We start from the raw sequence: 14,033 nt of genomic DNA, 5'->3' as shown, positions 1-14,033 counted from the left end.
CATGAGTCGGACCCGGGTAGCGATCATCTTCGGCGGCCGCAGCAGCGAGCACGCCATCTCCTGCGCGACAGCCGCCGGCGTGATGTCCGCGATCGACAGCGACCGCTTCGAGGTGGTGCCGATCGGCATCGCCCGTAGCGGCGCCTGGGTGATCGGCCCGGAGGACACCGAGTCCCTCAAACTCGCCCCCGGCTACCTGCCGGAGGTCACCGATCAGGAGCGCCCGACGGCGATGCTCGGCTTCGGCCCGCAGTCCGGCCAGGTGATGGTCGCCTCGGGTACCGAGGCGCAGCGCGTGCTCGGCGGCGTGGACGTGGTCCTGCCGCTGCTGCACGGTCCGTTCGGGGAGGACGGCACGCTGCAGGGCATGCTCGAACTCGCGGATCTGCCCTACGTCGGCTCCGGTGTGCTGGCCTCGGCGGCCGGCATGGACAAGTACGCGATGAAGATGATGCTGGCCGGTGCGGGTCTGCCGGTGGGTCGCTTCACCCTGATCGGCCGACGGGAGTGGGAGCGGGACCGCGCTGCGTGCCTGGATGCGGTGTGGCCGCTCGGCCCGGTGGTGTTCGTCAAGCCCTCGCGCGCCGGATCCAGCATGGGGGTGCAGCGCGTGGTGCTCGCCGACGGCGAGGCCGCCCTGATCGCCGCGATCGAGGAGGCGCGGCGGCACGATCCGCGCGTGATCGTGGAGGCGGCCGTGGACGGTCGCGAGATCGAGGTGGCGGTGCTGGAGGGGCGCGGCACCAACCCGCCGCGCACCACCGCGCCCGGCGAGATCGTGGTCAGCGGGGAGCACACCTTCTACGACTTCGAGGCGAAGTACACCGACACCTCCACCACCTCGCTGCAGGTTCCGGCCTCGGTGTCCGACGAGGCGCAGCGCGAGGCGCGCGCCATGGCCGCGCGGGCGTTCGAGGTGCTGGACTGCGAGGGGCTGGCGCGGGTGGACATGTTCCTCGCGGGCACCAAGCTCAGCATCAACGAGGTGAACACGATGCCCGGCTTCACGCCGTTCTCGATGTTCCCGATGCTGTGGCAGCACGAGGGGATGAGCTACTCCGAGCTGATCACCGAGCTCATCGACCTGGCGCTGGAGCGCCCGACCGGGCTGAGGTAGAGGGCTCGCCCGCTCCGTGTGGGGAGCGACGTGGCCCGGCTCAAGTGAGCCCCGCGAGTCGCGCCAGCGCCGTCACACCCGCGCCCAGCAGCACGCTGAGCACCAGCGGTGCGCGCAGCCACGCGGCGGTCAGCGCGCACGCCACGCCGAGGGGCCGCGCCCAGCCGCCGAACTGGTGGCCGTCGAACACCGCGGTGCTGAGCGCCACCGCAACGAGCAGGGCGATCACGGCGTGGTCGAGCACCCACTCCGCCAAGGCCGCGCGAGGGCCGGTCGTCACGCTGCCGCCGAGGGCCACACCCGCGCGCCGCGTCGAGTACGTGCCGAGGCCGAGCAGCACGACGGCGATCATCACCTCGGTCATGCGCCCGCCCCCGCGATCCCGCCCTGCTGATCCCCGCCCTGCTGATCCCCGCCGCCGGGGCGGCGCGCGAGGAGCAGGACCACGAGCGCCGCCAGCCCCGCGATCGGTGCCACCCCCAGCGGCACGACGGGCGTGACCACCAGCGCGATCGCTGCGGCGAGCACCGCCACCGCGAACGTGCTGCCGTTGCGCACCGCCGGCATCGCCAGCGCCCCCAGCAGAGCGGGAAGCACGGCGTCCAGGCCCCAGAGCTCGGGCTCGGGCACCACCTGCCCGAGGGTCGCACCGATGAGGGCGCCGAACGGCCAGCCCACCGCGACGCCGATCCCCGAGACGAGGAAGGTGGCCCATCGCTGCGCGAGGGTGCGTGGCGGCAACTCGGCGGGGCGGTCGCCGCTCGGCGCGGCGGCAAGGGCCACGGTCTCGTCGTTCACGAGGTGCGCCCCGGCCCACCGGCGCCATCCGGCGGGCAGCAGGGGCGAGCACGCCATGCCGTAGACCACGTTGCGCAGGTTCAACAGCAAGGAGGCGCCGAGGGCGAGCCATGGGCTGGCACCGGCGCCGATGAGCCCCACGAACAGCAGTTCCGCGGACCCGGCGAGCACGAGCACCGCGAGAACGAGGATCTGCCAGACGGCGAACTGGTTGGCGGTGGCGGTGACGCCGTAGGCGACACCCACCAGGGCGACGGCGAGGGTGACCAGGAGCACCGCGCGGCGCAGTTCGGCGGGGACGGACGTCCAGAGCGAAGCCATGCCGGGATACTGACCTGGCGAACGATCGTTCGTCAAGCAGAACGAATCGGGCGGCGTGGTGAACGATCGGCCGGTAGGCTGAACGCATGTCCGAGCCTACGCCGTCGACCACTCCTCCGGCTGCCCCAGCAGTCCCGGGCGCGCCGACCGAGCAGGGCGGCCGCCCGGACGTGCGCGCGCTGGTCGCCCAGGGTCTGCGCACCGCCCGCGCGCGCAGCGGCCTGAGTCTCTCCGAGGTCGCGCGCCGCGCCGGGATCGCCAAGTCCACCCTCTCGGCGCTCGAGTCGGCCCAGGGCAACCCCGGGGTCGAGACCCTGTGGGCGCTGAGTGACGCGCTGGGGGTGCCGTTCTCGGCGCTCGTGGAGCGCCCGAGCGCGCGCGTGCAGGTGATCCGCGCGGGCGAGGGTCCGCGGGTGCCCGCCGGGGACGCGACATACGAGGCGACGCTGCTGGCCGCGTGCCCGCCCATGGCGCGGCGCGACCTCTACCGCATCACCGCCGAGCCCGGTGTGCCGCGCCGCTCTGAACCGCACGTGTACGGCGCCCAGGAGCACCTGGTGCTCGCGTCGGGGCGCGCCCTCGCCGGCCCGCTGGAGGCGCCCGTCGAGCTCGGCCCGGGTGACTACCTCAGTTACCCGGGCGATGAGCCCCACCTGTTCGAGGCGCTCGAGCCGGGCACCACGGCAGTGCTGCTGTCCGAGACCAGCTGAGCTGCGCCGTCGGGCATCCCGCCTGAGCGAGTCCAAAGACCGCGCGGGAAAGAGAACGGCGCCCTCCCTGGTGTGGGAGGGCGCCGTGGTTCGCCGCTGGCCGAGGTCGTCGGCCGGGCGAACGGTGCCGGACAGGCGCGACTGGTGTGTCAGCGCCGTCGACGGCAGTCTGTGGTGGGGCTCAGTTGGTGGCGGCGACGACGTCGCGCACCTCGTTGACGACCTGGGTCCAGGTCGTGGTGTCCATGGCGCCGCGGCGGGCGCGGGCAACGGGAAGGTAGGCGTTCACGGCCTCGCGAACCAGAGCAATGGCCTCGTCGTGGACGTCGGTGGTGGGAACGGTCGCGGTGCTCATCGGGGTGCTTTCTCTCGTGATGCCTTGTGGGCTGTGAACACCCTCAATGTTACGTGTCTGTAACACGTTCGGCTAGGACCTTCGGCCGTGATCTGTGCCTCACTTTCCCGCGGAATTGCAACGTTCTTGGCCCCTGCGGGAGGGGTGCTTGACCATCGCGATGGGGGTCCTAGAGGTGTGACGTCACGCACACTGCGCGAACGCCGTAGTGGGGGCGATCGCACCCGCCAGATCCAGCAGCACGGCCGTCGCATCCGTGCCCGCGTACTCGACCGGCACGATGACCTCCACGGTCGGCACGCGTCCGTAGGTAGTGAACACGAACCGCCCCCGCTCGGTGTCCTCCCCGGCCACGTCGTCGTTCTCCTTCACCACCCAGTCCACGCTCTCGCTGCCCTGTCCGGTCACCGTGATGCAGCGGTCGGTCGTCGGCTCCAGGGGCTCCAGCCCGCACCGCAGCGTGATCGCCGGATCGCCCCACGCGAGGGAGGACTGCGAGGTGGTGGCCCGGCGGTCCGCATCCGCGAGCACCTGCGGGGCGTTCTGCAGCACGATGCCGCAGATCGGGTCCGAGGCGCTGGGCGCCGGCTCCACGGTCACCGCATCGGATCCGCAGGCCGTCAGCAGTCCGGCGGCGGTCAGGGCGAGAGCGGGCAGGACGGCGGAGCGGGGGCGGGTGAGGTGCACCCGCTCACGGTATCCGCTCGGGTGGGCGGCGCCGTCGGGCCCGGTTGTGCTCGGCCGTGGCGCAGGGCGCCGCCTACGCTGGCCGGGTGCCCCTCACCGTTGCCGAGCTCGACGAGACCGAGCTGATCGCCCGTTTCGCCCCCCGACTGCCGCGCGGCGTGCGCACACCCGTCGGCACCGGCGACGACGCCGCCGTGCTGCGCTTCGACCGCGGCGACGCCGTGGTCACCACCGATGTGCTCGTGGAGGACCACCACTTCCGCCGCCGCTGGAGCAGCGGGGCCGACGTCGGGTGGCGCGCCGCCATGCAGAACCTCGCCGACGTCGCCGCGATGGGCGCCGTACCCCGAAGCCTCGTGGTCTCCCTCGTGATGCCGCCCGACCTGCCGGTGGATTGGGTGATCGACCTGGCCGACGGGCTCGCCCAGGCCTGCGCGCCGCATGAGGTCGGCGTGGTCGGCGGGGACCTCTCGGCGGGGCCGAGCGTGATGGTCAGCGTCACGGCCCTCGGGGAGCTCGACGGCGTGGCCCCCGTGCTGCGCTCCGGCGCCCGGGCGGGGGATCAGGTGGCCTGCGCTGGGACGCTCGGGCGGGCCGCCGCCGGATTCGCGCTGCTGGAACTGGCGGACTCCGGGGTGGTGTTGCCGGACTCCGTGAAGGGGCTGGTGGGGGCATTCCGCCGGCCGACGCCGCCGCTCGGCGCCGGCGTGGACGCCGCCCGATCAGGGGCGACGGCGATGCTTGACCTGAGTGACGGCCTGCTGCGGGACGCCGGCCGGGTCGCCCGCGCGAGCGGGGTGGGGATCGAGCTCTCCTCGCGGCTGCTGGGGCCCGAGGCCGAGGCACTGCAGGAGGCCGCCGAGATCGCCGGGATCGCCGAGATGGACTGGGTGCTCGGCGGGGGAGAGGACCACGGGCTGCTCGCGACGTTCCCTGCCTCGGCGGCGCTGCCGGCGGAGTTCCGGCGGATCGGCAGGGTCCGCGACGCAGTCGGGCACGCCGTGACGATAGACGGGGAACCGCCCTCGGTGCGCGTCGGATGGGACCACTTCTCCGGTTGACCGGCCGTGGATTCTGGCTCCCTACCCTCCACCGCGCAACCTCGTGATGGTCCAGCGCGCGAGGCGCCGGCCCTGCCATTCGAGATCGCCCACGATCCGCGCACCGCGAGAGGTGAGCGGTGGCAGGGGACGGGTGGTGGGCGCCGGCTCGGACTCGGACTCGGACGCGGGGTCGGCCCCGCATTGGGGCAGCAGTGCGGGGCGGTGGAAGAACATCGAGTGCCGGTACAACTCGTGGTCCAGTTCGTCCGGTGGTAGCAGATACTCACTCAGGCCGAACCGTTCCCGCAGTTCCCGATACCCCTGCACCTTGTCCCGGTAGTTCGCTAGGTGGCACACGAACAGTTCATCTAGGCGCTCTGCCAGGTGGTAGGTGCGGGAGTTGAAGGCGAGGGGATCGTGCAAGCCCACCTGCTCGGCCAGCCCCCGCGTGGCGATGAGGTACTGCATGCGCTCCTGATCGCCGTCGTCGGCGTAGAGGTTGCCGTTGACCTCTGGATCCCACCACGCCGCAACCGACTCCATGGGGGTGTGCAGGATGGTCGCGATGAAGTCACGCATCGTCGCCGTATTGCGGATGATCATAAGGCCGGCGTTGATCGCCGACCACTCCCCGAACGGGTTCACGGGGCTGCGGCAGACGTGGAACGACTCAGGGCGCTCGAGGAGTGGAATGTCTCGACGGTCAGTGTCCGCCGCTGGCCCCCATGGCGCGTCGACGTCCTTGCCACGCAACTGGGTGAGCGGGACATCGAGCTGGGTGAAGATCGCATCGTCGTCGATCCAGAAGATCCACTCGGTCTCTGGGTCCTTCATGACCTGGAGAATGGCGAGTAACTTCTGGTCCCAGACGGTCTCCAAGGGGTATGGCGTCGCGTCGAACACATAGGCGTACCCGTGCCGCTGGGCGTAGGCGCGGTGGTTCAGGGGGGCCGGCGTGGCCGGGTTGGAGTGTCCCGACACGATGGTGATGCTCATGGTCGCATTCTGCCTGCGCAGAACTCCTGCCACAGGTAGAACGCGCGGTCGGACGATCCCGGCTCCGAGGCCAGGAAGCAGTGGCGCTCGTAGAAACGGATCGCGTCGACGTCGGGTTCGTCGACGTTGACCTCCAGCAGGCCGATGCCCTCGGCCCGCACCCGGCGCGCGAGCTCGGTCATCATGGCGGACCCGATGCCCTGCCCTCGCCGGTCCGGTGCCACGTACAACTCGTCCAGGAGTGCCACGCCGCCCGGGTGCCACACGTTCGTGCGGACCGTGACCAGCGCGAGGGCGCAGGCGGGCTTGCCCGCCACCAGGGCCCACGTGGTGTCCTGCCGCAGCAACTGCGTGACGCGGTCCGTCAACACCGCGTGCTCCGGCGTGGGTGCGTCGAACTCGCGATGGAACGCGGACAGCAGGTCCGCGACACTCGAGGCCTCATCGCTGTGCGCCCACCTCACCCCGTACGTCATGCTCCGAGGGTAGGGGAGGCCGCCAGCCGAGTGGGGCATGGGTGCGACGGGTGGGGGCGCGGGGTCGACGGATCGCAGTGCGGCGGGCGACATGTGCGGCGCGGCGGGAGACACATGCCGCGTGTTGAACGACGACGGCCGCCCTCCCATCAGGGAGAGCGGCCGTCGTACTGCGTCAGGAGCGGCTCACAGAGCGCGCGTCACCTTGCCCGCCTTGAGGCAGGAGGTGCAGACGTTCATCCGCTTGGGCGTGCCGTTGATCACGGTGCGCACCTTCTGGATGTTGGGGTTCCAACGGCGCGAGGTCCGCACGTGCGAGTGCGAGACGCTCTTGCCGAAGCTCGGGTGCTTGGCGCACACGTCGCAGGTCGAAGCCACGGTCGTTCTCCTCATCGTGAGCCGCTCGAGGCGGCGAATGGTCCGGCGCGTTGTCGGCGATCGGGCGCGGGGCACCACGGTCACTCGTCGCAACGCAACCGCAATAGCGTACCCCACACGGGGGAGTGCGCCCAATCGGCTGCCGCGCCTGGTGATCGCGTGGGCGATTGTTGCGGCGTCGGCTCCGGCGGCAATGCCCGGCAGCCTAGCGAACCGCGTACGCGTCTACCCAAGCACGTGGTCCACACCCGCACGCGGTCCACACCCGCACGGCGTCCGCGCGCGATGTCGCACCCGCCGCATAGGCTGCCCCCGTGAGCGACCTCGACCGGCAACTGCGCCTGAAGTACGACGCGCGCAAGGCCAAGAAGTTCGAGAAGCTCGGAATCACCACCGTGCGGGACCTGCTGACGCACTACCCGCGCCGCGCCTTCGACCCAGGCCGCCCCACCGACCTGGCCGAGATCGCCCGCCTCCCGGAGGGGCAGGAGGTGATGATGGCCGTGGACATCGCCTCCCTCACGGCGCGGCCGATGCGCAACCGCCGCGGGTTCCTGGTCGAGGTCACCGTGACCGACGGCGTCAGCACCCTCCCGGCGATCTACTTCGCCCCCCACCGCGGCCGGGTGACCTACCTCGAGCAGCGGCTCGTGCCGGGTCGTCGGGTGGTGGTGGAGGGCAAGATCAAGTACCGCTCCGGCCGCCCGCAGGTGGTGCACCCCACCATCGAGGAGGTCGACTCCGACTTCAGCGAGGAGGAGCTCGCCGAGCGCGCCAAGCACCCCCGGCTGACCTACCCCCAGACCGCCGGGGTGGACTCCAAGTCCATCGCCACGCTCATCAAGAGCGAACTCGACGCCCTGGACGACGCTGACCTCCCCGACCCCGTGCCGCCGGCCGTGCGTCGCGAGCACCGCCAGATGGACCACGCCCACGCCATCCGCGGCATGCACCGCCCCGAGTCGATGGGGGAGTACCTGGCCGCGCAGGACGCACTGCGCTACGAGGAGGCGTTCGTGCTGCAGGCCGCCATGGCCAAGCGCCGCGCCGAGGCCGCCGCGGAGCCCAGCACCCCGTTTCCCCGCCGACCCGGTGGGCTCCTCGAGGCGTTCGACGCCCGCCTGCCCTTTGCCCTGACCGAGGGGCAGCGCGCCGTCGGCGACACCCTCGCGGAGGAACTCGCGGGCGGGGTCCCGATGCAGCGGCTGCTGCAGGGCGAGGTGGGCTCCGGGAAGACCGTGGTGGCGCTGCGCGCCATGCTGCAGGTGGTCGACGGCGGAGGGCAGGCCGCGCTGCTGGCGCCCACAGAGGTACTGGCCGCCCAGCACGAACGCTCCCTGCGCGCCCTCCTCGGGCCGCTCGCCGAGGGCGGCATGCTGGGGTCGGGCGACGAGGCCACCCGGGTGGTGCTGCTCACCGGCTCCATGTCCACCGCGCAACGTCGCGCCGCGCTCGCCGAGGCCGCCTCAGGCAGCGCTGGCATCGTGGTCGGGACGCACGCCCTCATCCAGGAGCACGTGCAGTTCGCCGACCTGGGACTCGTGGTCGTGGACGAGCAGCACCGCTTCGGGGTGGAACAGCGCGACGCCCTGCGTGCCAAGGGCCGCACCAGTCCCCACCTGCTCGTGATGACCGCCACCCCGATCCCGCGCACCGTGGCCATGACGATCTTCGGCGACCTGGAGGTCTCCACCCTGCGCGAGGTGCCGGCGGGACGCGCCGAGATCACCACGCACCTCGTCCAGGCGGGCAACCTCGCCTGGGTGCAGCGGATGTGGACCCGCATCGCGGAGGAGGTCGCGCAGGGCCGGCGGGCCTATGTGGTGTGCCCGCGGATCACCTCCACCACGGGCGAGGCGGGGGAGGAGCTGCTGCCGCCCGACCCCGAGGGCGCCGGTGGGGGCGCCAGGGGCATCGAGGGCGCCGGTGGCTCCACCACGTCCGCACCCCGAGAGCTCTCCGCGGTGGAGGACGTCGTGGAGCAACTGCGCGAGGAGCCCGCCCTCGCGGGCATCCCGATCGGGATGCTCCACGGGCGGATGAGCGCCGAGGAGAAGGACGCCGCCATGGCCGCCTTCGCCTCCGGGGAGGTACCCGTGCTCGTGGCCACCACGGTCATCGAGGTGGGCGTGGACGTGCCCCAGGCGAGCGTGATGGCGATCCTGGACGCCGACCGCTTCGGCCTCTCGCAGCTGCACCAGCTCCGCGGCCGGATCGGGCGCGGCAGCCTGCCGGGGGTGTGTCTCGCGCACACCGCCGTGCCGCCCGAGACCCCGGAGGGCGCCGTGACCCCCGCGTGGGCCCGGTTGACCGTGTTCGCCGGCACCCGCGATGGTTTCGTGCTCGCCGATGAGGACCTCAAACAGCGCCGCGAGGGCGACGTGCTCGGCGCCAACCAGTCCGGGCGCACCAACTCCCTGCGGCTGCTGCGCGTGGTGAGCCACGCCGAGATCATCGACCAGGCCCGCGCCGACGCCCGCGCCGTGATCGCGCAGGACCCCACCCTCACCGACCATGCCGAACTGGCCGCCGCGATCGAGCGTGCCCTGGACGCCGAGGCGCAGGAGTACCTCGAGCGGAGCTAGGAAGGCGCGCGGCGTAGGCTCGACGCCGTGTCTGCCACCCCCGCCGTGAAGGCGACCGACCTGCTCGTCGGGTACGGGGAGTCCACCGACTCCGCGGTCTGCCCGCCCATTTCCTTCCAGCTCCCCGCCGGCCGCGCCCTGGCCGTCGTGGGCGCCAACGGCACCGGGAAGTCCACGCTGCTGCGCGCCGTCGCCGGGGTGCTCGCGCCCCTGGCCGGCCGGGTGGATGTGCTCGGCACCGAGGTCGACGAACGCGAGGCCACCTTCCGCGCTGCCGTCAGCACCGTGATGGACGAGGACGCCTCCTTCCCCTCCCTCACGGTGCGCGAGCACCTGCTCCTGCTCGCCCGCGGGCACGGCGTGATGCAGGCGAGCGACCTGGTGACCGACCTCGTCGCGGAGTTCGGCCTCACCGACCGGGAACGCGCCATGCCCACCGCGCTGTCCTCCGGGCAGCGGCGCCGCATGCTGCTGGCCGCCGCGTTCGTGCGGCCACGCAAGGTGCTGCTCCTGGACGAACCCGAGCAGCGGCTGGATGCCGGCATGCGCGACCGCCTCGCGCAGCGGCTCAACGACGAGCGGAACGACGGCGTCGCGATCGTCATGGCCACCCACGACCCCAAGCTGGTGGGGGAGGTCGCCAGCCACGCCCTGGTCATCAAGCCGGACTCGGTGGAGCGCACCACCCCCGCGCAGGCCGTCCGCGCGATCGAGGACCTGTAGATGGAACCGATGAGCGGCGCCGCCCTGCGCGCCCTCACCGCCAAGGCGCGCCGCGGTCACGGTGGCGCCGGCCTGGGCTCGCTCGTCGGCGACGCCTACACCTACCTGCTGACGGCGGTGGTGGCCGTGGCCATGGCGGTCAGCGGCGCCGGGGTGCTCGGTGCCGAACTGGACACCACCACCCCCGAGGCGAGCGCCGGCGTCGCGTGGCTGTGGTGGGTCGGCTCCCTCGCCGCGCTGGGTCTGCTGCTCGGCCTCCTGGCGAGACTCGGCCCCGTGGGCGTGGGCGCCCCCGGGGCGCTGTGGTGGCTCACCACCCCCGCGGACCGGCCCGGCCTGCTGCGCCCCGTGCTGGCGGGGTGGCTCGCCGCGACCGGGGTGATCGGGGCCGTGATCGGCGCCGCCGTCGCCGCGCTGGTGGGTGCCCCACTCGGCACGGTCGGTGTGGCGGCACTCGGCGGCGCGGGGGCGGGCGTGGCGCTCGCGGCCGCCGCGGCACTCTCCCAGGTGCTTCCCGGCAATCACGCCATCCGGGGCAGGCGCCTGGCGCTGGTGGGTGACCTGCTCACCGCGTTCGCGGTCATCGCCTGGATCGCGCTCACCGAGACCGGGACGATCCCGCCGGCCACCCCGGCGGTGGCCACGGCAGCGGCATTGGTGATTCTCGGCGTCGTGCTCGCGGTTGCCGCGGCCGCCCGGCTCGGCGGGATCTCCGGGATCGACCTGCGCGAGCGCGGCGCCCGCACGGGGCGCGCGAGCTTCGCCATCGTCTCCCTCGACCTGCGCGAACTCGGCCGCGTGCTGACCGACACCGGCCGCGACTCCCGCCGCCGGCTGGCGCGGTTGGGCGGCGTGCGCGGCCCGGTCACCGCGATGGTCGCCGCCGACTGGCTGCTCCTGACCCGCTCACCCCGCCAGCTCGCGATGCTCGCCACCAGCCTCGGCATCCCGTTCGCGATGGAGGTGGCCGGCGGCTCCCTGCCCCTGGTGCTCGGCGGCCTCGTGGTGGGTGCCTACCTCGCCGCCACCGCCGTGGGGGTGGGGGCCCGCGCCGCCGAGGACGCCCCGGCGCTGGACCGCGCGCTGGGGATGTCCGCGCGTGCCACCCGGGCCGCTCGGCTCGTGCTCCCCAGCGCGGTGCTGCTGGTGTGGGTCCTGGTCACGATCGTGCTGCGCGACTCCCTCGGCTCCGGCGCCGTGATCGGCGCCGCGACCACCGGACTGGGCGTGACGCTGATCGTGTGGCTGCCGATGGCCGTGCTGCTGGCGATCGGGTTGGCGGCCGCCGCGGTCAAGGCCGCCTACCGCAAGCCGCCGGACTGGGGCGGCCAACTCGTCGTCGCCCCCGGCGGCATCGCCTACCCGCCCGGGGTGATCACCTCCCTCACCCTGGGACCGGTGCTCAACCTCGTGGCGACCCTGCCCGCCCTGGTGGCCTTCGCCGTCGGCCCGCAGCCCGTGTTGCTGCTCGCCCAGCTGATCGTCTCCGGGATCCTCGTGGCGGTCGCGGCGCACGTGGGTAGCCTGAAGAAGTGAGGATCGTCGCAGGAAGCGCCGGCGGGCGCACCATCGCGGTGCCACCGCGCGGCACCCGCCCCACCTCCGACCGGGTCCGCGAGGCCCTGTTCGGCCGCCTCGCCGCCTGGGGCGTGATCGAGGGCGCCCAGGTGCTCGACCTGTACGCGGGCTCCGGCGCGCTCGGGCTCGAGGCATTGAGCCGCGGGGCCCAGGCCGCCGTGCTCGTGGAGGCGGATCACCGGGCCGCTCGGGTGTGCCGCGAGAACGTCGCCGCGCTCGGCCTGCCCGCCACCGTGCGCCACCAGAAGGTCGAGACCTACCTCACCGAACCGAGTGATGCGCGTGCGGACCTGGTGTTCCTCGACCCGCCCTACGACCTGGCCGAACCGGCGCTCGCGGTGGTGCTGGAGCGCCTGGTGCCCCACCTCGCGCCGGATGCCCTCGTGGTGGTCGAACGCTCCTCCCGCAGCCCCGAACCCACGCTGCCGCTGGGGCTGGTCGCCGCGCAGACCAAGAAGTACGGGGAGACAGCCCTGCACTACCTCGACCACACTGATGATGAGGCCGGCGATGGTTAGGCTGACGGCGTGAGAACAGCGGTCGTTCCCGGCACCTTCGATCCGGTCACCCTCGGGCACGTGGATGTGGTGCGCCGCGCGGCCGGCCTGTTCGACGAGGTCGTGGTGGCCGTAGCGGTCAACGCCGCCAAGTCGCCGCTGCTCTCGGCCGCCGAGCGCCGGGACCTGTTCGCGCAGGCCGTGGCGGACCTGCCCGGGGTGCGGGTGGCGATCGCGCCGGGCCTGCTGGTGGACTTCTGCCGCGAGGTCGGCGCCGTGGCCGTGGTCAAGGGTCTGCGCGGGGGAGCGGACTTCGACGCCGAGTCCCCGATGGCCCTGATGAACCGGCACCTGACGGGCGTGGAGACCGTCTTCGTGATCGGAGATCCCGCCCTCGCCCACGTCGCGAGCTCCATGGTGCGCGATGTCGCCCGGCACGGCGGCGAGATCGAGGACCTGGTGCCCGACGGCGTCGCCCCCCTCGTGCGGGAGCGGCTCGCCGAACGATCGGGCAGCCGATGACCGGCCGGTCGGGTGATGTGGGCCACAATGGTGGCGAGACGACAGGAGATACCCGTGGCTGAGAATGCCCCCAGTGGCGCCGATCAAGGCGAGGCGCTGCTCGCGATCCTCGACGACATCACCCGTCAGGTGCAGCATGCCCGCGCCGTGCCGATGAGTGCCTCCGCGATGATCAACCGCGCCGAGCTGCTCGACCTCGTGGCCGCCGCCCGTGAGGCGGTGCCCGACCAGGTGGCCGCAGCCGACCGGATCGTGGCCGAGGCGGAGGCCGTGCACGCCCGCGCCACCGCGGAGGGTGAGCAGATCGTGGCCGAGGCGCACGCCAAGGCCGCCGACCTCGTGGCCGAGCACGCCATCGTGGCCGACGCCACGGTGCGCGCCGCGGAGATCGTGGCCGCCGCGGAGGAGGAGGCCACGGGCCTGCGCGCCGACTCCGACCGCTACGCCGACCAGCGGCTGGCCGAGATGGAGTCGGACCTGGACGCCGCGCTGAACCAGGTGCGCGCCGGACGGGCGCGCTTGGCGGGGCGGCTGGGCACCAAGTAGCCCAGCCTCTCCAAGTGGCCCGCTGGTCAGGCTCCTGGTAGAGTTCTTCGTTGGTCCACTCGGGCCCGCACCCCATCCGAAGGAGCTCACGCGTGACTGCGCGTCCCACGCTCGTTCTCGGGATCCACGACCTGTCGCGGCGTCCCGGCACGATGCGCGAAATCGACCTCGAGGTCCCGGCACCCGCCGATCTGACCAACGAGGTCGTCGGCGTGCCCACGGGTGAACCCATGCGGCTGACCGGACGGTTGGACTCGGTCATCGAGGGCGTGCTGGCCAGCGGCACCATCACGGCCCACCTGCGCGGAGAGTGCGTGCGATGCCTGGGCCCCGTCGCCCACGAGATCACCGCGGAGTTCAGCGAACTCTTCGCCTACCCGGGTGCCGTGGAACGGGACCCGCAGGACGAGGAGGCCGAGGACATCCTCGAGGTGATCGGCGAACAGATCGACCTCGAGCAGACGGTGCGTGACGCCGTCGGGCTCGAACTGCCGTTCCAGCCGCTGTGCCGGCCGGACTGCCAGGGCCTGTGCCCGCAGTGCGGGAAGGACCGCAACGCCGACCCGCACGAGCACGACAACATCGATATCCGATGGGCCGCGCTCGTGGATGCGCTGAACACCGAGGAGTCCGAGGAGCCCGATCCGGGGTCCGCGGGCGGGGGTTCGGCGACCCAGTAGGACGTGCCGTAGAATCACCTG

At 72.7% G+C, this 14,033-nt stretch carries 17 protein-coding genes; 10 read left to right on the top strand and 7 right to left on the bottom strand.

The features are described from left to right. The first annotated feature begins 1 nt into the window (after position 1). On the top strand, positions 2–1,117 hold the full coding sequence (locus ATL40_RS08530) for a D-alanine--D-alanine ligase family protein (RefSeq protein WP_098469173.1): 1,116 nt from the start codon (positions 2–4) through the stop codon (positions 1,115–1,117). Between the two features lie 40 nt (positions 1,118–1,157). Here the strand turns inward: ATL40_RS08530 and ATL40_RS08525 are convergent, their stop codons facing one another. Both ATL40_RS08525 and ATL40_RS08520 read right to left on the bottom strand, forming a co-directional pair. Then, the gene (locus ATL40_RS08525; RefSeq protein ID WP_098469172.1) at positions 1,158–1,481 is read right to left on the bottom strand and encodes an AzlD domain-containing protein; all 324 of its coding nucleotides are present in this window, start codon (positions 1,479–1,481) and stop codon (positions 1,158–1,160) included. Beyond that, positions 1,478–2,236: an AzlC family ABC transporter permease gene (locus ATL40_RS08520; RefSeq protein WP_098469171.1), complete on the bottom strand. Its 759-nt coding sequence runs from the start codon at positions 2,234–2,236 to the stop codon at positions 1,478–1,480. Before ATL40_RS08520 ends, ATL40_RS08525 begins: the two co-directional genes overlap by 4 nt. A gap of 86 nt (positions 2,237–2,322) precedes the next feature. Between ATL40_RS08520 and ATL40_RS08515 the strand changes: the two genes are divergently transcribed. Then, entirely contained in the window at positions 2,323–2,946 is a 624-nt protein-coding gene (locus tag ATL40_RS08515) for a helix-turn-helix domain-containing protein (RefSeq protein WP_098469170.1), read from the top strand. A gap of 181 nt (positions 2,947–3,127) precedes the next feature. On the opposite strand, the gene ATL40_RS15005 is transcribed toward ATL40_RS08515, so the two are convergent. Next, positions 3,128–3,301 (bottom strand): hypothetical protein, encoded by a 174-nt coding sequence (locus tag ATL40_RS15005; protein ID WP_169925916.1) that lies wholly within the window; start codon positions 3,299–3,301, stop codon positions 3,128–3,130. Positions 3,302–3,484: 183 nt separating this feature from the next. Further along, positions 3,485–3,988 carry a DUF3515 family protein gene (locus ATL40_RS08510; protein WP_098469169.1) on the bottom strand — a complete coding sequence of 168 codons (504 nt, stop codon included), beginning with the start codon at positions 3,986–3,988 and terminating at the stop codon, positions 3,485–3,487. Between the two features lie 86 nt (positions 3,989–4,074). Between ATL40_RS08510 and ATL40_RS08505 the strand changes: the two genes are divergently transcribed. After that, positions 4,075–5,049 (top strand): thiamine-phosphate kinase, encoded by a 975-nt coding sequence (locus ATL40_RS08505; protein ID WP_098470379.1) that lies wholly within the window; start codon positions 4,075–4,077, stop codon positions 5,047–5,049. A gap of 21 nt (positions 5,050–5,070) precedes the next feature. On the opposite strand, the gene ATL40_RS08500 is transcribed toward ATL40_RS08505, so the two are convergent. The 3 genes from ATL40_RS08500 to rpmB form a co-directional block, all read right to left on the bottom strand. Beyond that, positions 5,071–6,027 carry a glycosyltransferase family protein gene (locus ATL40_RS08500; RefSeq protein ID WP_098469168.1) on the bottom strand — a complete coding sequence of 319 codons (957 nt, stop codon included), beginning with the start codon at positions 6,025–6,027 and terminating at the stop codon, positions 5,071–5,073. Further along, positions 6,024–6,503 carry a GNAT family N-acetyltransferase gene (locus ATL40_RS08495; RefSeq protein ID WP_098469167.1) on the bottom strand — a complete coding sequence of 160 codons (480 nt, stop codon included), beginning with the start codon at positions 6,501–6,503 and terminating at the stop codon, positions 6,024–6,026. Before ATL40_RS08495 ends, ATL40_RS08500 begins: the two co-directional genes overlap by 4 nt. A 186-nt stretch (positions 6,504–6,689) precedes the next feature. Then, entirely contained in the window at positions 6,690–6,881 is a 192-nt protein-coding gene (rpmB, locus tag ATL40_RS08490) for a 50S ribosomal protein L28 (protein ID WP_098469166.1), read from the bottom strand. A gap of 314 nt (positions 6,882–7,195) precedes the next feature. Between rpmB and ATL40_RS08485 the strand changes: the two genes are divergently transcribed. From ATL40_RS08485 to ATL40_RS08455, 7 genes are all read left to right on the top strand, one after another. Beyond that, the gene (locus ATL40_RS08485) at positions 7,196–9,466 is read left to right on the top strand and encodes an ATP-dependent DNA helicase RecG (protein ID WP_098469165.1); all 2,271 of its coding nucleotides are present in this window, start codon (positions 7,196–7,198) and stop codon (positions 9,464–9,466) included. A gap of 27 nt (positions 9,467–9,493) precedes the next feature. Further along, the gene (locus ATL40_RS08480; protein WP_098469164.1) at positions 9,494–10,189 is read left to right on the top strand and encodes an ABC transporter ATP-binding protein; all 696 of its coding nucleotides are present in this window, start codon (positions 9,494–9,496) and stop codon (positions 10,187–10,189) included. Between the two features lie 9 nt (positions 10,190–10,198). Continuing rightward, entirely contained in the window at positions 10,199–11,725 is a 1,527-nt protein-coding gene (locus tag ATL40_RS08475) for a DUF6297 family protein (protein ID WP_143556910.1), read from the top strand. Then, complete coding sequence (gene rsmD / locus ATL40_RS08470) at positions 11,722–12,285, top strand: 16S rRNA (guanine(966)-N(2))-methyltransferase RsmD (protein ID WP_098469162.1); 564 nt, start codon at positions 11,722–11,724, stop codon at positions 12,283–12,285. Before ATL40_RS08475 ends, rsmD begins: the two co-directional genes overlap by 4 nt. 9 nt (positions 12,286–12,294) lie before the next feature. After that, the gene (coaD, locus tag ATL40_RS08465) at positions 12,295–12,786 is read left to right on the top strand and encodes a pantetheine-phosphate adenylyltransferase (protein ID WP_098469161.1); all 492 of its coding nucleotides are present in this window, start codon (positions 12,295–12,297) and stop codon (positions 12,784–12,786) included. 54 nt (positions 12,787–12,840) lie between these two features. After that, a complete protein-coding gene (locus ATL40_RS08460; RefSeq protein ID WP_143556909.1) occupies positions 12,841–13,332 on the top strand; it encodes a hypothetical protein in 492 nt (163 codons plus the stop codon). A gap of 92 nt (positions 13,333–13,424) precedes the next feature. After that, positions 13,425–14,012 carry a YceD family protein gene (locus tag ATL40_RS08455; protein WP_245866905.1) on the top strand — a complete coding sequence of 196 codons (588 nt, stop codon included), beginning with the start codon at positions 13,425–13,427 and terminating at the stop codon, positions 14,010–14,012. Positions 14,013–14,033: the final 21 nt, after the last annotated feature.

Origin of the sequence: Serinibacter salmoneus (assembly GCF_002563925.1) — a bacterium.
GTDB lineage: Bacteria > Actinomycetota > Actinomycetes > Actinomycetales > Beutenbergiaceae > Serinibacter > Serinibacter salmoneus.
The sequence above is the reverse complement of the archived record's forward strand: the minus strand, read 5'-3'. Positions and strand labels throughout refer to the sequence as shown.